17 protein-coding genes are annotated in these 19,214 nt (G+C 33.1%); 3 read left to right on the top strand and 14 right to left on the bottom strand.

What is annotated here, in order from left to right:
• The first annotated feature begins 125 nt into the window (after positions 1 to 125).
• Positions 126 to 758, top strand: a complete 633-nt coding sequence (locus tag BJS11_RS01040) for an N-acetyltransferase (RefSeq protein WP_069995082.1) — start codon at positions 126 to 128, stop codon at positions 756 to 758.
• A gap of 13 nt (positions 759 to 771) precedes the next feature.
• Entirely contained in the window at positions 772 to 1,935 is a 1,164-nt protein-coding gene (locus BJS11_RS01045) for an acetoin utilization protein AcuC (RefSeq protein ID WP_069995081.1), read from the top strand.
• A gap of 208 nt (positions 1,936 to 2,143) precedes the next feature.
• Here the strand turns inward: BJS11_RS01045 and ccpA are convergent, their stop codons facing one another.
• The 10 genes from ccpA to BJS11_RS01095 form a co-directional block, all read right to left on the bottom strand.
• A complete protein-coding gene (ccpA, locus tag BJS11_RS01050) occupies positions 2,144 to 3,133 on the bottom strand; it encodes a catabolite control protein A (protein WP_069995080.1) in 990 nt (329 codons plus the stop codon).
• Between the two features lie 319 nt (positions 3,134 to 3,452).
• Positions 3,453 to 4,544 (bottom strand): bifunctional 3-deoxy-7-phosphoheptulonate synthase/chorismate mutase, encoded by a 1,092-nt coding sequence (locus BJS11_RS01055; protein ID WP_069995079.1) that lies wholly within the window; start codon positions 4,542 to 4,544, stop codon positions 3,453 to 3,455.
• A 360-nt stretch (positions 4,545 to 4,904) separates the two neighbouring features.
• Complete coding sequence (locus tag BJS11_RS01060) at positions 4,905 to 6,224, bottom strand: hypothetical protein (protein ID WP_069995078.1); 1,320 nt, start codon at positions 6,222 to 6,224, stop codon at positions 4,905 to 4,907.
• Positions 6,225 to 6,302: 78 nt separating this feature from the next.
• Positions 6,303 to 6,797, bottom strand: coding sequence for a DUF948 domain-containing protein (locus BJS11_RS01065; RefSeq protein ID WP_069995077.1), 495 nt, complete (start codon positions 6,795 to 6,797; stop codon positions 6,303 to 6,305).
• Positions 6,798 to 6,867: 70 nt separating this feature from the next.
• Positions 6,868 to 8,181 (bottom strand): UDP-N-acetylmuramate--L-alanine ligase, encoded by a 1,314-nt coding sequence (gene murC / locus BJS11_RS01070; RefSeq protein WP_069995076.1) that lies wholly within the window; start codon positions 8,179 to 8,181, stop codon positions 6,868 to 6,870.
• 23 nt (positions 8,182 to 8,204) lie between these two features.
• Positions 8,205 to 11,915, bottom strand: coding sequence for a DNA translocase FtsK (locus tag BJS11_RS01075; RefSeq protein WP_069995075.1), 3,711 nt, complete (start codon positions 11,913 to 11,915; stop codon positions 8,205 to 8,207).
• Positions 11,916 to 11,932: 17 nt separating this feature from the next.
• Positions 11,933 to 12,532 carry a YtpR family tRNA-binding protein gene (ytpR, locus tag BJS11_RS01080; protein ID WP_069995074.1) on the bottom strand — a complete coding sequence of 200 codons (600 nt, stop codon included), beginning with the start codon at positions 12,530 to 12,532 and terminating at the stop codon, positions 11,933 to 11,935.
• 13 nt (positions 12,533 to 12,545) lie between these two features.
• Positions 12,546 to 13,409: a DUF1444 domain-containing protein gene (locus BJS11_RS01085; RefSeq protein WP_069995073.1), complete on the bottom strand. Its 864-nt coding sequence runs from the start codon at positions 13,407 to 13,409 to the stop codon at positions 12,546 to 12,548.
• A 117-nt stretch (positions 13,410 to 13,526) separates the two neighbouring features.
• Complete coding sequence (locus BJS11_RS01090) at positions 13,527 to 13,835, bottom strand: thioredoxin family protein (protein WP_069995072.1); 309 nt, start codon at positions 13,833 to 13,835, stop codon at positions 13,527 to 13,529.
• 24 nt (positions 13,836 to 13,859) lie between these two features.
• Complete coding sequence (locus BJS11_RS01095; RefSeq protein ID WP_069995071.1) at positions 13,860 to 14,936, bottom strand: M42 family metallopeptidase; 1,077 nt, start codon at positions 14,934 to 14,936, stop codon at positions 13,860 to 13,862.
• An 82-nt stretch (positions 14,937 to 15,018) separates the two neighbouring features.
• Here BJS11_RS01095 and BJS11_RS01100 point away from each other — a divergent pair, with 82 nt between their 5' ends.
• Positions 15,019 to 15,336 carry a hypothetical protein gene (locus BJS11_RS01100; protein WP_069995070.1) on the top strand — a complete coding sequence of 106 codons (318 nt, stop codon included), beginning with the start codon at positions 15,019 to 15,021 and terminating at the stop codon, positions 15,334 to 15,336.
• A gap of 94 nt (positions 15,337 to 15,430) precedes the next feature.
• Here BJS11_RS01100 and BJS11_RS01105 read toward each other — a convergent pair whose 3' ends face one another.
• The 4 genes from BJS11_RS01105 to dat all read right to left on the bottom strand — a co-directional run bounded on the left by BJS11_RS01105 (position 15,431) and on the right by dat (position 19,212).
• Positions 15,431 to 16,258 carry a YtnP family quorum-quenching lactonase gene (locus BJS11_RS01105; RefSeq protein ID WP_069995069.1) on the bottom strand — a complete coding sequence of 276 codons (828 nt, stop codon included), beginning with the start codon at positions 16,256 to 16,258 and terminating at the stop codon, positions 15,431 to 15,433.
• 209 nt (positions 16,259 to 16,467) lie between these two features.
• Complete coding sequence (gene trmB, locus BJS11_RS01110; protein WP_069995068.1) at positions 16,468 to 17,103, bottom strand: tRNA (guanosine(46)-N7)-methyltransferase TrmB; 636 nt, start codon at positions 17,101 to 17,103, stop codon at positions 16,468 to 16,470.
• A gap of 12 nt (positions 17,104 to 17,115) precedes the next feature.
• Entirely contained in the window at positions 17,116 to 17,907 is a 792-nt protein-coding gene (locus BJS11_RS01115; RefSeq protein ID WP_069995067.1) for a phosphotransferase family protein, read from the bottom strand.
• A 459-nt stretch (positions 17,908 to 18,366) separates the two neighbouring features.
• Complete coding sequence (gene dat / locus BJS11_RS01120) at positions 18,367 to 19,212, bottom strand: D-amino-acid transaminase (protein ID WP_069995066.1); 846 nt, start codon at positions 19,210 to 19,212, stop codon at positions 18,367 to 18,369.
• Between the last annotated feature and the right edge of the window lie 2 nt (positions 19,213 to 19,214).

Below are 19,214 nucleotides of genomic sequence, written 5' to 3' on the forward strand. Positions count from 1 at the left end.
ATTATCTAAATTTTCAAAATAATAAGTGTAAGCGCATACATTTTTGTGTTATTTTATTCTTCAATAGCCTATAATAGAACTAATAAGATTGCTACTGTGTAGATATGCGGTATTGGAGTGAAATCATGGAACATATAAAAACGTATCAGTCTCAAACATATCAAATTAACGATAATCAGTATGTAATAGAAGGTCCTGTGACATGCAAGGCTCTCGATAAGATGACCTTTGATGAAGGCTTATCAGCATTTCGATCGCCTGCCGAGCAATTCGAAGCAGTCAAAGAAATCAGTGAATTAGATGAAGGTCGTATTTTTGTATTACGCTTAAATCAACATATCATTGGCTATGTGACCTATCATTATCCAGACCCATTAGAACGATGGTCAACTGGAAATTTGCCTTATCTCATCGAATTAGGTGCTATAGAAATCAGTTTACCTTATCGAGATATCCATTTAGGTAGCGAATTGATTAAGGTAAGTTTAGCAGCAGATGAATATGAAGATTATATTGTATTAACAACAGAATACTATTGGCATTGGGATTTGAAAAACTCCGGCTTAGATGTTTATGAATATAAAAAATTAATGCAAAAATTAATGGGTTATGGGGGCTTAGAAATTTTTGCAACGGATGATCCCGAAATAACAAGCCATCCAGCAAATTGCTTAATGGCTAGGATTGGTTCAAGAATTAGTATTGAACAATTACAAGCGTTTGATGACATTCGATTTATGAATCGCTTTTTCTTTTAAAGGGGAGAAATTTATGAGTAATATGCACCACACAACAGGTTATGTCTACGCTAATGCATTACTACAATATCGCTTTAGCAATGAACATCCATTTAATCAAATGAGATTAAAATTAACAACTGAATTATTGCAAGATATGGGTAGTTTGAAAGCCCACCATATTGTGCCACCGAGAATTGCAACGGATGATGAAATTGCACTGATTCATTCATATGATTATATACAAGCGATAAGACGTGCATCACATGGTATTTTAAATGAGCAAGAAACCAAAAAGTATGGATTAGATGGTACGGAAACACAACAATTTAGAATGATGCATAAGCATAGTGCAAGAATTGTTGGCGGAGCTTTAAATTTAGCAGATCAAATTATGGATGGCACGCTTATCAATGGATGTCACTTAGGTGGTGGATTGCATCATAGCTTACCTGGCAAAGCAAATGGGTTCTGCATATATAATGACGTTGCAATATGTATTGCTTATCTTATTAAATATCACCATCAGCGTGTTCTATGTATTGATACTGACGCCCATCATGGTGATGGTACACAATGGAGTTTTTACACCAATGACCAAGCATTAATTTATTCTATACATGAAACTGGCAAATTTCTCTTCCCAGGATCTGGACACTATACCGAACGTGGTAACGAGCAAGGTTTTGGCTATACTGTAAACATTCCCTTAGAACCTTACACAGAAGATGATTCTTTTTTAGAAGTATTTCAACAAACGATTGAACCTATCGTTGCATCATTCCAACCAGATATTATCGTAAGTGTGCACGGTGTCGATATTCACTATTTAGATCCATTAACTCATATGAGTTGCACATTAGAGTCACTGTATCAAATTCCCTATATCATTCAATCACTCGCAGATCAATATACTAATGGTAAAGTCATCATGTTTGGTGGCGGTGGTTATAATATATGGGAAGTTGTTCCAAGAGCTTGGACGCATGTCTTTTTAGCATTAATCGGTGAAACACCACCAATAGGCAAACTTCCAGAATCATGGCTTTCAAAGTGGCAACCCTATGCTACTTGTCCTTTACCCCAATATTGGAAAGATGATAAACAAGACTATACTATTATTCCTCGCAGAGCAACGATTAGTGAAACAAATATGAAACATGCACAACAAGTGTTAAGCTGGTTCAATCCGCTTTAATTCAGCTACATGAGGACTCATATGTAAATATGTTTGTCATAAACATCGCTTTAAATATATATACCTATATAAAATAAAAAAACACATCCCCTTTTATGGAGATGTGTTTTTTTGTTTTAAGCTTGTTTGGAATCAAGCTATAACACTAAAAATGACTCAAACTAACGCTTTGTTTACATTATTTGCACACACTGTCAGCATTTTAAAATTATTTTGTTGTGCCTCTATATTCTATTCTGTGTGGCAAAATAACATTTGGCTCTTCAATCGTCTCTTCATTCATATATTTCGTCAACAATCTCATACCAACTGCACCAATATCATATAATGGTTGAATCACACTAGATAACTGAGGTCTCACCATTTCAACTAATCTTGTATTATTAAAACTAATGATTTGAACATCTTCAGGCACTTTCACACCTGCATCTTGTGCGGCATAAACTAATCCAATGGCTTGTTCATCACTAATTGATAAGATAGCATCCGGTTTAGCTGATTCTAAAGTTTTAAATGCACGTAAACCATCTTTATACGTTTCATTACCATTAAAGACAAGTTTATCATCTAATTCTAAGTTATGTGCATTTAATACACTTGTTAACCCCGCTAAGACATCTTCTTGTGCTTTTTTAGAATAATCTCCGCCAACTAATGCAAATGTTTTAGCACCATCTTGAATAAGTTTTTCAGTGATTTCTTGCGCAGCAGTTTCGAAATCAATGTTTACAGATGAAATACCTTCATCTTTACCGTTTGTTCCAGATACAACTACCGGTACAGATGATTTATTAATCAATTCTTTAATTTCTTCTGAAATTGTACCACCTAAGAAGATAATACCATCTACTTGTTTGCTTAGCAGATTATTAAAAATTTCCTTCTCTTTGTTCGGATCATTATCAGAATTAGAAATAATTGAATGGTATTTATACATCGTTGCGATATCTTCTAGACCACGTGCCAATTGTGAATAATACACATTTGAAATATCTGGAATGATAACACCTACTGTAGTTGTACGTTTACTTGCTAACCCTCTTGCAACTGCATTTGGACGATAATTTAATTTCTTTATTACTTCATTTACTTTATCACGTGTTTCAGGCTTAACATTTTGGTTTCCGTTAACCACACGTGAAACAGTCGCCATAGACACTCTAGCTTCGCGAGCTACATCATATATTGTTACAGTCATAATTTCCTCCTTGAAAGCGATTTCTTTATCATTGTACTCTGTTTTCATAACATTTTCAAAGTTTACCATATTTTCACGTATTGTAAAATCATTTTGTTTGTAAAACTCATAAATATTTCAATAATTATATTCATAACATTTGCTTATCGTCTTTTGTTTTATTTCTATTTAAAATGAAGGTAATTTAAATTAAATGTCGTGTAATTTATTCAAATAGCATTTATTATATTAAATCAAAAAAACCTTATCATCCACATTGCATATGCAACGTAGATGATAAGGTTTCAACAAATATATTATTAACCTATATGTCTTAAAATTATTTAAGCTGTTTATTATTATACATATCTGCAAGTGGCTTGATTTCATTATAGAATTTATCAAATTCATCAAAGTCCATTTGTTGTCCACTGTCACTTAATGCCACAGCTGGATCCGGGTGTACTTCAGCCATGATGCCATCCGCACCAACTGCTAAGCCAGCTTTAGCAGTTGGAATCATAATGTCTTTGCGCCCAGTACTATGAGTCACGTCTACCATAACTGGTAAATGCGTACCTTGTTTTAAAATAGGTACTGCTGAAATATCTAATGTATTTCTAGTCGCTTTTTCATAGGTACGAATACCACGCTCACATAAAATAATATTTTCATTACCTTGTGATGCAATGTATTCTGCTGCAAAGATAAACTCTTCAATTGTTGCTGATAAACCACGTTTTAATAATACTGGTTTATTTGAACGTCCAGCCTCTTTTAATAGCTCAAAGTTTTGCATGTTACGTGCACCAATTTGAAATACATCTAAGTAGTCATCAGCTATTTCAAAATCAGCAGGATTTACGATTTCACTAACTACATTTAAGCCATATTTATCTTTAGTATTTTTAAGAATTTTAAGACCTTCCACACCTAATCCTTGGAAATCGTATGGAGAAGTACGTGGTTTAAATGCGCCGCCACGGATAAATTTCTCGCCACGTGCTTGTAAATTCTCTGCTACTGCATCTACTTGTTCTTGTGACTCAACAGAACAAGGACCAAATACAAATGATTTGTTGCCATTTCCAATAATGCCACCATTGTCAAATTGTACAATAGTATCTTCTGGTTTTAATTTTCTAGAAACATATAAATGTTTTTCGTTTTCCGATTTTTGTAAATCAGTAGAGGCTTTAAATATTTCTTTGAATAGTTGCTTAATCACATTATCATTAAATGGCCCTTCATTTTTATCTAATAATTGATTAATCATTTCTTTCTCACGTTGTGGATCATAAACTAACGTACCTTTTTTACGCTTCTCTTCACCAATTTTTTGTGCAATCTTTCCTCTTTTTGAAAGAAGTTTTAAGATTTCTTCATTAATTTCAACTATTTCATCTCTGTATGATTGTAATTTGTCTGTCATTTTATTCACCTCTATGATTAATTTTAAAACCAATATTTTATTCTGCTTTAAAGCGATAAAATATATGTTAGTCGTTATTCTAACAATAAGTATTTGTAACTTCAAGTAAAGAATACAAAAAATTCACTTTTTTGTGAATAACACTAATAATAACTGAATTTTCAGTTATTATCTAGTTATATTTTACACTATTTTGTTATTTACTCAACTTTATTTTAAAAGCACTATTATTTATACATGCTTTATATATGAAACTAATTTTTAGCAAGTTTTTCAAATTTGGATTGATCCTTTAATTACAATTTTGATAAAAAAACACCAGACAATTTTAATGTCTGGCGCTTTTAACATTACTGTTTCTTAATCATTAAAAGTACGTTTATCAATTTTACTTTTTGCTTTTTCTGTTTTCTTTGTTTGTGGTCTATTTTTAGTTATATTATTTTGATCAGATTCATCTTGTTGTTCTGATTTTATGGTATCTACTGCATCATGATTCAAAATACCATCATTTTGGTGTTTTGCTGTGGATTTGCTTGTTGATTTACCATTATGCTTGTTAGCTAATCCACTTGCTTCATCATGTACAATGATGCCTTCGTTAAAAGATGCACTTTGATGTGTTTGTTTCACGCGTTGTTCAGCTGACTCTGATTGCGCATTTTTTTCATCACTTTTATTTTTTGATGGTTCTACTTTATCTGTCGTAGATTCAACAGCGTTATCAACTTTAGACGTTACTAAATTAGGGACGGATTTATTGTTAGCCTGTAATGGTGTCTCTGGTTTTAATAATAACGCAGTCTTTTCAGCAACTGTTACATCATCATTCAATGCTTTATTTTTATTTTTAGCTGCTAATGCCAAGCCAGTTGCAGTTAATACACTTGCTTTAGCTGCATGATTTTGCTCAGACTGATCACTCTGTTTATCATCTGACTTCGTTACTAAGTTAGGTGTCTTTTCCTTTTTATTAGTAGTAGGTTTTGCTTCTTTTAAAAGGTTAGATGTATTTTTAGATACTTGTGAATCATTGTCTAATGCATCTTTCTTTTTACTTGCAGCTTTAGCTAAGCTTGTTGCAGCAATTGTACCACCAGTTGCTGTTGCCGCTGCTTTTAAATTTGAATTATCAGAATCTGAGTACTCATCTGTATTCGTTTCTTGTTGTATTGCATGTTGTTGAGCGCGTACTTCAGATTTAGATGGTTCTGCATTGGAATCAATATGAGTTGGAATATCGTCTGCTTTATCTTGTGACACTGTTGATAGCACTTCTTGTTGTTCTTGTGCTTCTGGTGACATGTTTGCTAGATTATTATCTGAAGTTTCTTGTTGGATAGCAATTTTTTGAGCAACCAATTCAGCTTCACTAACTTCTGTATCTTTTTCTTGTGCTTCTGATATTGTTGATTTTATAGTATTGACTTGTTGTTCCGCTTCTTGTTGTTCTTTTTTGGATTGCTTAATAATATGAGCTTTAAACTGAGCGTCTTTCTTAGGAACAGATTTATCTTTATTTTTACCTTTACTTAATGAAACTAATCCTACAGCTGAACCAATGACAGCACCAACAATAAAACTATATACAAAATCATTTCTTGCGCCTTTTGTAAAATACTCTGGCACTTCATAACTTTCAAAATTTCTTTCATAGTTATCACGATTATAGTACTTCATCTTCCAAAGCCCCCTATAACAAATGCACTTAAACAAGTTTCAAACCTCATTTAAGTGCATTTGTTGTTATTATATGAATTATTTGTTTTCTACACGTGTAGTATAGCTATGATTTGTGTCATCTGCTACACTGCTCGCTTTGTAATTTGCACTATCTCTACGATTTCTTCTATTTTGCCATTTGTCAGCAACTTCCATTGCAACATTTGACCATTGAACAACTTGAGAGATTTTATCTTCATTTTGAGAAATGTTGTGCGTAATTGAGTTTGTTACTCTATCAACTGAACCATTTAATGTTTGTACTGAGTCACCGATACCTTTAACTGCATCAATAACTGAGTTTAAACGATTTGATTTGTCTTGAATATCTTCTGTTAAGCGATTCGCTTTGTGTAATAAATCAGTAGATTCACGTGTAATACCTTGAACTTGTCCTTCGACACCATCAAGAGTTTTTGCTACGTGGTCTAAGTTTTTCTTAACTGAAAGTAATACAACAACGATGCCAATTACTAATATTAGAAATGCAATCGCTGCAATAATTCCAGCTATAGGTAAAATCCATTCCATTTAAAACGCCTCCTATAAATCATATGTTGTTATTTTTTATTAATACCCCTATCATTTTAACATAAACATATTAAAAAGAAGAAGTTGCACCAATTTTTTCCATATATGCACGTTGAATTTTTTGAATGTCTCCTGCGCCCATAAATAGTATTACAGAATCATCAAAAGTTTCTAACGTATTTACACTTTCCTCGTCAATTAGAGTCGCACCATCAATTCTTTGAATTAAATCTTGAATTGTTAAATTTCCGCTATTCTCTCTTATAGATCCAAAAATTTCACATAAGAATGTTTTATCAGCTAAACTTAAACACTCCGCAAATTCATCTAAGAAAGCTTGAGTTCTACTAAAAGTATGCGGTTGAAACACAGCTACAACATCTTTATTAGGATATTTTTTTCTCGCAGTTTCAATTGTAGCACTTATTTCTCTTGGGTGGTGTGCATAGTCATCGACAAGTACTTGCTTTCCAACTTTAGTTTCATTAAATCTACGTTTTACCCCGCCAAATGTTTCTAATGCTTCTTTAATATTATCAACATTTAGTTCTTCTAAATAACTAATTGTAATAACAGAAAGTGCATTTAAAATATTATGATCTCCAAATTGAGGTGATAGGAAAGTATCATAGTATTCACCTTTCACATACACATCAAATTTGGTTCCTTTTTCACTAATTTCTAAATTATCAGCGTAAATATCATCATCTTTAGAAAAACCATAATAATATACAGGCACATCTGCTTTGATATTACATAAATATGGGTCGTCCCCCCAAGCAATTATACCTTTTTTAACATTTTGAGCCATTTCTTGGAATGCATTAAATACATCGTCAACATCTTTGAAATAATCAGGATGATCAAAATCCACATTTGTCATGATTGCATAATCAGGATGATAACTTAAAAAGTGTCTGCGATATTCACATGCTTCGAATGCAAAATAATCACTTTCAGGGATACCTAATCCTGTTCCATCACCGATTAAGAAAGACGTTTTTTTATCGCCATTCATAACATGTGATAACAAACCAGTCGTAGATGTTTTACCATGTGCACCTGTTACTGCCACTGATGTATATTGATCGATAATGTGTCCTAGAAAATCATGATAACGTATGACTTCTAATTTTAAGTCATGTGCTCTAACGACTTCTTCATGCGTATCTGGGAATGCATTGCCTTGTACGACAACCATGTCCGCTTCAATATTATCTGCATTAAATGGTAAAATTTTAATTCCATTATTCTTTAAAGCAACTTCAGTAAAAACATAATTATTAATATCTGATCCCTGTACGTCATTGCCAAGATCATGCATGATTTGTGCTAATGAACTCATGCCAGCACCTTTAATACCGACAAAATGATAATGTGTCATTGTAACACTCCTTTATCTCTAAATTAATTCTCAGTTAAATCTGATTCAGTTATATATACATCTCTTGGTTTTGAACCATTTGCACCTGAAATATAACCAAGTTGTTCTAATTGATCAACAATTCTAGCTGCACGATTATATCCAATTTGGAAATGGCGTTGTACTAATGAAGTTGAAATATGACCTTCATTGAGCATAAATCGACAGACGTCATCGAATAAATCATCTTGTGGTTGTGCTTCTGTTTTCTTCAATAATTCTTTTTCTTCGAATAAATATTCAGGCTCTCGTTGTTGTTTAATAAAGTCGACAACATCATCTATTTCCTCATCTGAGACAAATGTGCCTTGAACTCGGATAGGCTTATTCATACCGCTACCGAGATACAACATATCACCATAACCTAGTAAGCGTTCTGCACCACCACTATCTAAAATAGTGCGTGAATCCACGCTTGATGATACCATAAATGCGATTCTAGTTGGTATATTTGCTTTGATTAATCCAGTGATGACATTTACTGATGGTCTTTGCGTTGCGACGAGCATATGAATACCACATGCACGTGCCTTTTGGGCAATGCGCGCAATTGATTGTTCAACCTCTTGTGGAGCCATCATCATTAAGTCAGCTAATTCATCTATGACTATAACAATTTTAGGCATTCTATCTTCATAAGCTGCTTTTTTGTTAAACGCAGTAATATTTCTCACATGATATTTGGCAAAGACTTTATAACGTCTTTCCATTTCTTCTACAGCCCATTTTAAACTCTGTGTAGCAGCTTTAACATCTGTAATAACAGGTGCTACTAAATGAGGTAAATCATTATAAGGTGCTAGCTCTACCATTTTAGGGTCTATAAGTAATAATCTTAATTCTTCTGGGTGATTTTTATACAATAATGACATTAATATACTATTGATACAGACTGATTTACCTGAACCTGTTGCACCGGCAATTAAAGCATGTGGTGTTTTTGAAATATCCATAAGCAGTGGTTCATTATTAATTCTAAGTCCCATCGCTACTGTTAACTTAGACTCTGCATTTTTAAATGACGGCTCTTCGATAATCGAACGCAAATTAACTGTTGTCGCGTTCTGATTAGGTACTTCAATCCCTACTAAGCTTGTTCCAGGAATAGGTGCCTCAATTCGGATATCTTTTGCAGCTAAAGCCATTTTAATATCGTCTTGAAGTGCTGTAATCCTAGAAACTTTAACGCCTTTTTCCACAGATAACTCAAAACGTGTGACACTCGGTCCTTCTGTTACATTCTGCACTTCTGCTGGGACATTAAAGTAATAAAAAGCTTCATTTAATTCTTGTTTTTTATCGTCAATCCATGCATTATCTACTTCATGCTGTTTTGGTGCTTCCAAAAGTTCTACGCTCGGTAATTTTATGTTTGGTCCTCTTCTAATAGCCTTATTATTTTGTTGATCATTTAGTGCTTCATTTCCACCCAATTGCTTACCAGTCATTTCTGGCTTTAACACTGGCGCTTGTGTATTTTGTTGCTTTTGCACATTATCCGATTGTTTAGATGTTGACGATGGCGCTATATTAACTTTTTGAGGATCGCTTTTTTCATTAATTGGTGATTGTGCTTGATGTTCATGTGAATTTTGCGAAATAGCATCTTGAGTAGTTTCTTCTTTAATATCTTGATGAATCGTATTATTCAACTGCTTAGCATTTGTGATTTCAAGTTCATCATGCTCAGACAGAATTTGATTTTCGGTGTCTAGTGTTGTCGTACTATGATTTGAATCTGTTATTGGTTGATTTACATGATTAAAACTTTGAATTTTTGATTTCTGTGCATCTAACATACGTTTTTTATCTGACGGTGTCATTACAACGTTAAATGGTTTACTACCTTTTCTAATAGTATTTCGCGATTTTTTATTAGTTTTTGATACATCAACACTACTTTGTTTTAATGGCTCTGACTGCGATGTCGAATCACTTTCACTTGATGCTTGTTCAGATTGCGAAATTTGTTTATTTAGTAAAGCTTCATTATTAGATTCAGAAGCTGTTACATTATTCAAGTTTGCCTCATCAACTTCACTTTCAGAAATATATGATGTGTTATCTAATTCAGAGTTAGTGTCCACATTACTAGTATCTTCAAAACTTTCCAATTTAGTCAACGAGCTTGAATCAATGTTCTCTTTATCAAACTGCACGTAATCTTTATTTTCACCATTTGTATCCGGTGTATTGGTTTTAGATAAATCAGTTTGCTGGTCGCTTAATTCTCGATATTGTGCATCATCAATTTCAGAATCAGAATCGTCGTCAGTCATACCTTCAGACGCTTGTGTCAGCTCACGATTATGCATATCTCCAACAAAGGATTCACTTTGGGTATAATCATCATCTTTCACTGTTGTTGCATCCGAATCCATAACTTCAGAATTCATATCATTCGTGGTTGAGAAATCGTTTTGTTTTATATTTTTAGATTCATCACTGACTTCAACTTGGTTTTCATCAATTGTATGCTTTTCACGTACATGGTCTAAGTCGATTTCTTCATAATTAAATAGAGAAGATTCACCTTTAGCTGTATCATCAGACATTTGCTGTTCTGATGTAGCGTTATCTTCGTCAATTTGTGAATTATCCGTTGAAACCTCTTTCGGTTCAAGTAGATTGTCTTCATCATCTAGTGAACTTTCACCTATGTAATTTTGTGCCTGTTTCTTATACATTTCATCAATTGCTTTTTGAATACTATCTTCTTGACTATCATTATTTTCGTTACGCTTTTGTTGTAATGCTTTTTTAAATTGACGTTTTTGTAATACTTTACGTTCACGTTCACGACGTATTTCTTCCACAATTTGAGAAGCATAAATGTTTTCTAATTTTATCGTATTATCTTTTTTATTTTGACGTGATGTATTTAAATTACTAACATTTTTATTTGTAGTATTTTCTTTATTGTTTACCTGTTCTGTTGTATTCATTGATGGTGGTGTCGCATCAGTCGTGTCATTATGTTCATTAGTTTTTCTAGAATTGACACTATTCTTGTTAACTGCTTTTTGACCATTTTGATTATACGAACGCGTTGCTATTTCACTAGCAATATCTTGACCGCGGTCAGTCGTTGCATGATCATTAGTTGCATCTTGTTTACTTTTAATGACACCATTTTCTAATGGGCGTGGTTTATGTGTACCAAAAATTGCAGAAGGTACTTCACTCGCTTTAAATTCACTTTGATGATAATGCTTCGGCGTAGTTGTAGTGTGGTTAGACGTCGCATTTGCTCGTAAAACATCAGTTTGAATTCTCATACGTTTACCTTTATGTTGTTTAAATTCAGTATTTGATTTTATATGTGACTGATGTGGCGTCTTAGTATTTTGACGCGCATTTACCTGACTGTTTTTGTCATTATTTGATACTTTATCGCGCATTTGTCTATGTCTTCTATATTGTGTGTTTATGCTTCCCGACTGTTCATCACGACGATAATCTTGTTGTTCATTAGATGCACTTTGATTGTTATCATCTTGCGCGTTAGCTTCTTCTAAAACACGCATTGGAAACCTAAATTTACCTTTTGGTCTTTCGTAAACATCATTGTTTTGAGGAAGTAACGAATCACGATATTCATGTTGTGTAGCTTTTTGACGTCGTTGGCTTCGTTTACTGAGATAATCTTCATCTGAATTGTTATCTTCTCCAAATAGCTTATCAAACCAGCTCATACGTACATTACCTCCTTTTATTCTTCAAAAAATGATTGACCAACTGTATAATCATCAGATAATACCATTATGCCTTTTTCTTGAGGTGCATTTGGTAAATTTAACTCTTTCATAGAACATATCATGCCACTAGAAGCGACACCTCTTAGTTCTGCATCTTTAATAACCATACCGCTTGGCATTACAGCACCTACTTTTGCAACAACGACTTTTTGACCAGCATCAACATTTGGTGCACCACAAACAATTTGTAACTTTTCAGTAGCTACATCTACACTTAAAACACTTAATTTATCAGCATCAGGATGCTTTTCTTTTGTCTCTACATAACCAACTACAAATTTTGGTGAAAAATCTGCATTTAATTTAAAAGTAAATCCAGCGCTTTCAATCGCTTTTTGTAACCCTTGGACAAGTGTTTCTGTTAATTTAATATGACCGTTCCCGTTAATTGATACATATAAAGACGCGTTAAAAATATTATAGCCTACCACTTGACCATCAAGTTGTATCTCTACAACATCACCTTTGTTTTCATATTGAAACTCACCTTGAGCAGGTTCTAATTGTAAAAATGCAACATCTCCAACAGCTGCTTGATTATAAAATAGATTCATATTTCATTACTCCTTATTTCTTATCTTTATTTTCATATTGTTTTCGTGTAGCTTCTAATCGTTGTATAACGTTTGGATCTCTTTTTTGTTTATTATTTTTTCCTAGAATAAATATTGGTTCGAAGTGGCCATTTTCATATCCTAATGATAGTGAAGTAATTGGGACAAGCCCCTTTGTGAAAAATTCCATAGTTAAATGTGCCATAACATCATAACCCGTTTTATTGCAAATATCTGCAATAATTAAGACATCTTGATGTGGCACAGCAACTAGCATTTCACCTTCGCATTGTGCTTGAATATCATTTAAAAATGAAGTATTCAATATTCTACTCGCGTCGTAACCGTCGTTCGAATTTACAAAATAAAAAATATTTCCTTTGACTTCGTCAGTCGTATATTTATTTTCTAGTTTTCGTACATTAAATAAAGCCATTTCTTTCAATTGTTGCTTTGTCACGTTCATTTCTTGAAGCATACTTTCATCTATCAAACGATAAGACTTGCCTAAATCAACTGCATAATAAATGTTAGTTTCTGCAGTATGTTGATCTATCACAAATGCATTACCATTCTTATCTTTTTTATCAAAACTTGGGGATCTTAACACCGGCATAACTTGGATTTCATCGTTATGGTCAAGTGTCTCATCTTTCATCTGTTCAATTGCTTCATTAACATAATATATAATTTCATCTACTATTTTTTCTTTTTGAGATTTATATTTTGCTACAATTGGATTTATTTTAACAGTAACGCCTTTGCCATTATCAACTCTTGATATACGTAGCGTTTCGTCTTCACGATTAAAACTAAATTTAACATCTAAATGTTTCAATCGATCTTTTAATTTATCTCTCATTTGAAAGACATTCATGATTAACACTCCTATTTACGTACCTTAATACAGTTTACAATAAATATACCCTTAGTAACAGAAAAAATGTGTGTTCTAAGGGTATAATTTTTATAAAATCATTTTAAATTTATCTTTCTATAATTCTGATAAAAACGCATCGATTTGTGCTATAGATTTACGCTCTTTACCAATATAACTTCCAATTTGTTCACCATTTTTGAACACTAAAAAACTAGGAATGCCCATAATACCATGGTCTACACAAATATCCATGAATTTATCTCTATCCACTGAAACAAACGTATATTGCTTATACTTTGTTTCTAGATGTGGTAATTCAGGCTCAATGACTTTACAATCTGGACACCAATCAGCTGTAAATAAAAAAACAGTCTGTTGTTGTTTTAATTGTTCGAATTGTTGTTCATTTTCTAATTGTTTCATAACGGTTCACTCCTATTTTTATCATTAATGATATTGCAATGCTTCTATCTTGGATTCGTTTAAATTTGTAATCGAGTATTTTAGTAAATCTCTCGCTGCTGTATAATCTCTCATATCAAATACCGCATTTGTACTGTGAATATAACGCGCGCACACGCCAATCACTGCAGTTGGTATACCTATCTTAGCTTTATGAATTTCTCCCCCATCTGTGCCACCGGGTGAAATATAATATTGATAGTTTATATCATTTTTTTCTGCAATATTTAACAAGTAATCTCTAAATGTTGGTTTTAAAAGCATTGTACCATCTTTAATTCTTATTAATGTACCTCCACCTAATTCACCTGACAAATTTTGTTTACCTTTCATATCATTGGCTGGAGAACAATCAACTACTAGTGCAACATCTGGATCTATTAATTCTGCAGATGCACGCGCACCTCTTAGCCCTACTTCTTCTTGTACATTCGCCCCAACATATAAATCAAAATCTAGTTCTACATCTTTAAGTAATTCTAGTAATTCAATGCCTATGAGACACCCATATCGATTATCCCATGCTTTACTCGCAAAGCGATGTTCTGATAATTGTATGAATGGCGTGTCCGGTGCGATTGAATCGCCAATTTCTATGCCGCGTTGTCGTACTTCTTCAGCATTTTCAGCACCAATATCTAATAATAAATCTTCAATTTTTGGTGCCCCTTCGTTTCCAGTTCTAAAATGCTTCGGTATATTGGCAACAATTCCAACAATCTCTTCTCCCTTTCTAGATTGCACCTTTAATCGTTGGCCCTGCCATATGTCTGTCGCAACGCCTCCCAAATTGGTGAATTGAAGCATACCATTCTGTGTAATGTGTGTGACCATAAAACCAATCTCATCCATATGCGCAGCAACCATGATACGCTTTGGATTTTTTGCTTTTGAACGTTTCACGCCATAAAACCCACCCATTCGATTATAAACAAAGGTATCTACTAAGGGTTTCATTTCTGATTTTAAATATGCTTTCACTTTGTCTTCAAAACCTGCTACTCCGTGTAGCTCAGTCAATGTTTTCATTCTTGTTAACGTCTTTGCTTTATCGATGTTCAACTTCGCTCACTCCTTTATATTTATTATATCATCTTCGTTATGGTAAACTATTAATAAGACTTTATTGGGGGTAGATTGTGTTATGTTGAATAAAAAGAATTGGTTCATTATCCTATTCATTTCGTTAACAGCTTTTGTCGGATCAATTTATTTTTATAAACGTCAATTTCATATGCAATATAAAGATCCAGATAAAATAACAGCTGAAATCAAAACATATTTCATGAACGTTGTTGGATCATACATATTGAAAGAACCAATTACGTATAATAAAAACGGTATGGATTATAACGTTTTTCAAGGTGGCATCACAACGAGACACGATGATACGCTCGTTTATTATACTTTTTATGCTGATGCCATCAGTGGTGAAATTATAGATATTTGTGAAAATGAATAAAGCAATGAAGGTTAAAGTCATGAACGTGGCACTAAGTAGTAGTAATTTACACGCTACTAATGTGTACTACATATTGTTCATCACTTTAACCTTTTTATTTTCTCGCTATGAAAGTTTCAATTTCTGACATGTTGTCTTTATTAAATTTAACAGCAAAATAATTCACATCATGATAGTAAATAAACCAATACTCCTGAAATATAAAATTTGGAATTAAACGCTCTTTCTCTCTTATAGATTGCATTGGATAATCATCATAGGCAGTTACCCATAAAGGATTTCTATGTGCGACTGTTGGAAAAACATCTCCCATATGTACTGCCTTCTCACCATCACGTTCAATAGTAATAATACTATGTCCGAAACTGTGCCCTCCAGTGTGCGTCATCGTAACACCAGGTACTATTTCTATAGTTTTATCAAAAAGTAACAGTTTATTTTGGAAATCACCGTTATTTTTCTTCCAGTATGTAGATTTACTACGAATGTTGGGGCTTTGAAATTCGTGCCATTCATCCTGCTGGATAACATGGACAGCATTTGTGAAAATAGCTTCTCCATCACTATCAACAAGTCCAGAGGCATGATCAAAATGCATATGTGTCATTAACACATAATCAATATCTGCGAATGTTATGTTTAAAGCTTTTAAATCTTCTTCAATATGGCTTTCATATGTTGCACCAAAATTCCGACGCTCTTTTTCAGTTAATTTTCCTGAGCCAATACCTGTATCAATTAGAATATTTTGATCTTCCGTTTGAATTAAAATTGGATGTGTAGGTAATGGAATTTGGTTTTTATCATTCACATCATACTTCTTAGTCCATAACGCTTTAGGCACAACGCCAAACATTGCACCACCATCTATATTGGTAATTCCCCCATTTAAAGCATGTATATGATAATCGCCTATTTTCATTGCTAACCCCTCCTATTACAATATCAATGCGTTTATTTCTTATATTTTATACTAATACAAAGTTTAGACAACGTAAAATAATGTGTAAGTGAATTATGTATGAGTTGGTTTCTATTATGTGACTAAATTGCTTCATCCTTAAAATACACAAAAAAGTCAGGCTAAGACATCAATAATGTCTCAACCTGACTTCATAAATTGTATTTTGATCAATGAAATTTAGCTTCCATACGATAAATTCTAGAACCTTTATCAGAAAATTTCTTCTCATATTCTGTTTCAATATTATCCTCAACATCTTCTTCATGCAAGTTCAAATTGATTTTTGTAAAATACATACCAAACTGAGACATACTTTCTAAACTGTATGCAAACAATCCACGATTATCCGTTTTAAAATGAAGTTCTCCATCATTTTTTAAGATTTGTTTATATAACGCTAAATACGTTTTATAAGTCAAACGACGTTTCGTATGTCTTTTTTTCGGCCAAGGATCTGAGAAATTTAAGTATACTCTGCTAACTTCACCATCTTTAAAGTAGTCATTTAATTCTATCGCATCGTTGCAAATAAGTTTGATGTTCGTTAAGCCTTGTTCTACAACTTTATCTAAGACTTTTATCATGACACTTTTTTCGCGTTCCATAGAGATGAAATTAATATCTGGATTTTTTGCAGCAAGCGTTGTAATAAATTGTCCCATGCCTGAACCCACTTCTATATAAATGGGACGATCATTGCCAAACCATTCAGTGATTTGACCTGCATGACTACCATCAATGTCGACAATATTCGGTTCTTTTTTTAGATAGTCTTCAGCCCAAGGCTTGTAACGCATTCTCATTTTAATGACTCCTTATATAAAAGCATTGTTAGTCATAACTTCATTTAAAAAGTTTAACCACAAGTTCATGTCTTTATAACGTTTCTGCTCTTCATACCACTGTACCATTCCAATGGATTGTACAACCGTATACCATTTCATTCGTTTTTGTAAGTCCATAGAATCTTTTGTATCGTAGACATTTAACCATTCTGACCAATTTTTTTCAGGAACGTAATTGTATAGCAGCATGCCTAAATCAATTGCAGGATCAGCAATCATTGCACCTTCCCAGTCTACCAAAAACAATTCATCATGATCAGATAATAACCAATTATTATGATTAACATCACCATGGACCACAGTATAAAATCGTGAATCTAATACAGGCATGTGGTCTTCTAAGTATGTTAATGCTTTTCTAACGGCATGATGCGTTAATACATCTCTAGATAAAGATGCATTAATCTTATTTAATAGTATATCAGGCGTAATTGGTTCCATTTCCATACGCTTCAACATATTTAATAATGTTTTTGAGTTATGAATTGTCTTCAGTAACTGAGCAACTCGTTGCTCTTGCATTTCATTGAAAGTAAGTTCTCTACCGTTTTTCCAATGTTGTGCTGTAACGACTTCACCTGTTTCTATCCGTTTCGTCCATACGAGTTTCGGTACAATACCTTCTGCAGATAAAGCTGCAATAAATGGATTTGAATTTCTCTTTAAGAATAGTTTCTGTCCATCTTGTTCAGCCATATATGCTTCACCTGATGCACCGCCTGCCGAGTCAAGCGTCCATCCCAATTGATAAAACTGCTCCAACACGTTCACCTCACTTTCAATTAGAAAATGGCTCCAGAAAAACAAATTTCGAGAGCCATATATAACCATTTTCATAGCAAATTTCTCAAATTAAAATTATAACTTATGTCGCCTCACTATAATTATGACTAACACAATGTCCCATATAATTTAAATTTATATAATATTATTTACTGACTTTCCATTTATAGTAACTTTTATAGCATACCATAAAATGAACTCAAACAGAGAAATATTTTTAATATTTCTCTATCTTTTTAACAAGAAATTTTTACGTTCAATTTCAAAACTCATAAAAGATTTTATAATGTTTGAGTTTTAATTTCAACCAATAATGAGAAACAAAAAGTCACTTTTTACTTTCTCAAAAATAGCTAAATCAGTTTAACGGCTCAATATGCATTATAGCATAATATAGCACTCATTTTTCCTATAAATTCTATCTATTTTTAGAAAATATTAACTATGTACGTCAATATATCTATTAAAGCCTTCTTGTAAAGATTTAGTAATTGGACCTACTTCACCATTACCAACACTTTCTCCATTCAATTTAACTACAGGCATAACTTCGATTGATGTACTCGAAACAATAATTTCATCAGCATTTTTTAAGAAATCTAACGAGAATGTTTCTTCTTTAAATGGAATTTCTTTATCTTCAGCAATCGTTTTAATCACCATACGTGTAATACCATTTAAGATATAATTGTTCACTGGATGTGTATAGATAACACCATCTTTAATCGCATAAACATTGCTTGAAGAACCTTCAGTAACAACGTCACCACGATGTTGTATCGCCTCTTGCGCATTGTATTTAGCGGCATATTCTTTCGCCAATACATTTCCTAAGAGATTCAAACTCTTAATATCGCATCTCAACCAACGAACATCTTCCGTTGTAACTGCATTAATACCTTCTTCTAATGACTTATAAGGTCTGTCATATGATTTAGTAAATGCCATGATATTAGCTTCTACTGCAGGAGTCGGAAATGCATGATCACGTGGCGCCGTTCCGCGTGTCACTTGAATATATACACCGCCATTAATCACATCATTAGCCGCTAATAATTCTTGGATAAGTTCAGTAAAGCCTTCAACGCTATATTTTAAATCCAACCCAATTTCTTTAGCACTACGCAATAATCTTTCAAAGTGTTCTTGTGCTGTAAATACGCTTCTATCATATACTCTAATATATTCATAAATACCATCGCCAAAAACATAACCTCTGTCATTATACGAAACTTTAGCATCTTGTTCGTCTACAAGTGTTTCATTTATAAGTACTTTTGTCATAA

Origin of the sequence: Staphylococcus caeli, from assembly GCF_900097965.1 — a bacterium.
Classification (GTDB): Bacteria; Bacillota; Bacilli; order Staphylococcales; family Staphylococcaceae; genus Staphylococcus; species Staphylococcus caeli.

Bases quoted from the DNA above. Each gene is read 5' to 3' on its own strand.
- dat (WP_069995066.1), bottom strand. From the start codon at position 19,212: ATGACAAAAGTACTTATAAATGAAACACTTGTAGACGAACAAGATGCT.
- BJS11_RS01065 (WP_069995077.1), bottom strand. From the start codon at position 6,797: ATGGAATGGATTTTACCTATAGCTGGAATTATTGCAGCGATTGCATTT.
- BJS11_RS01075 (WP_069995075.1), bottom strand. From the start codon at position 11,915: ATGAGCTGGTTTGATAAGCTATTTGGAGAAGATAACAATTCAGATGAA.
- trmB (WP_069995068.1), bottom strand. From the start codon at position 17,103: ATGAGAATGCGTTACAAGCCTTGGGCTGAAGACTATCTAAAAAAAGAA.
- ccpA (WP_069995080.1), bottom strand. From the start codon at position 3,133: ATGACTGTAACAATATATGATGTAGCTCGCGAAGCTAGAGTGTCTATG.
- BJS11_RS01045 (WP_069995081.1), top strand. From the start codon at position 772: ATGAGTAATATGCACCACACAACAGGTTATGTCTACGCTAATGCATTA.
- ytpR (WP_069995074.1), bottom strand. From the start codon at position 12,532: ATGAATCTATTTTATAATCAAGCAGCTGTTGGAGATGTTGCATTTTTA.
- BJS11_RS01055 (WP_069995079.1), bottom strand. From the start codon at position 4,544: ATGACAGACAAATTACAATCATACAGAGATGAAATAGTTGAAATTAAT.
- murC (WP_069995076.1), bottom strand. From the start codon at position 8,181: ATGACACATTATCATTTTGTCGGTATTAAAGGTGCTGGCATGAGTTCA.
- BJS11_RS01090 (WP_069995072.1), bottom strand. From the start codon at position 13,835: ATGAAACAATTAGAAAATGAACAACAATTCGAACAATTAAAACAACAA.
- BJS11_RS01100 (WP_069995070.1), top strand. From the start codon at position 15,019: ATGTTGAATAAAAAGAATTGGTTCATTATCCTATTCATTTCGTTAACA.
- BJS11_RS01040 (WP_069995082.1), top strand. From the start codon at position 126: ATGGAACATATAAAAACGTATCAGTCTCAAACATATCAAATTAACGAT.
- BJS11_RS01060 (WP_069995078.1), bottom strand. From the start codon at position 6,224: ATGAAGTACTATAATCGTGATAACTATGAAAGAAATTTTGAAAGTTAT.
- BJS11_RS01085 (WP_069995073.1), bottom strand. From the start codon at position 13,409: ATGAATGTCTTTCAAATGAGAGATAAATTAAAAGATCGATTGAAACAT.
- BJS11_RS01105 (WP_069995069.1), bottom strand. From the start codon at position 16,258: ATGAAAATAGGCGATTATCATATACATGCTTTAAATGGGGGAATTACC.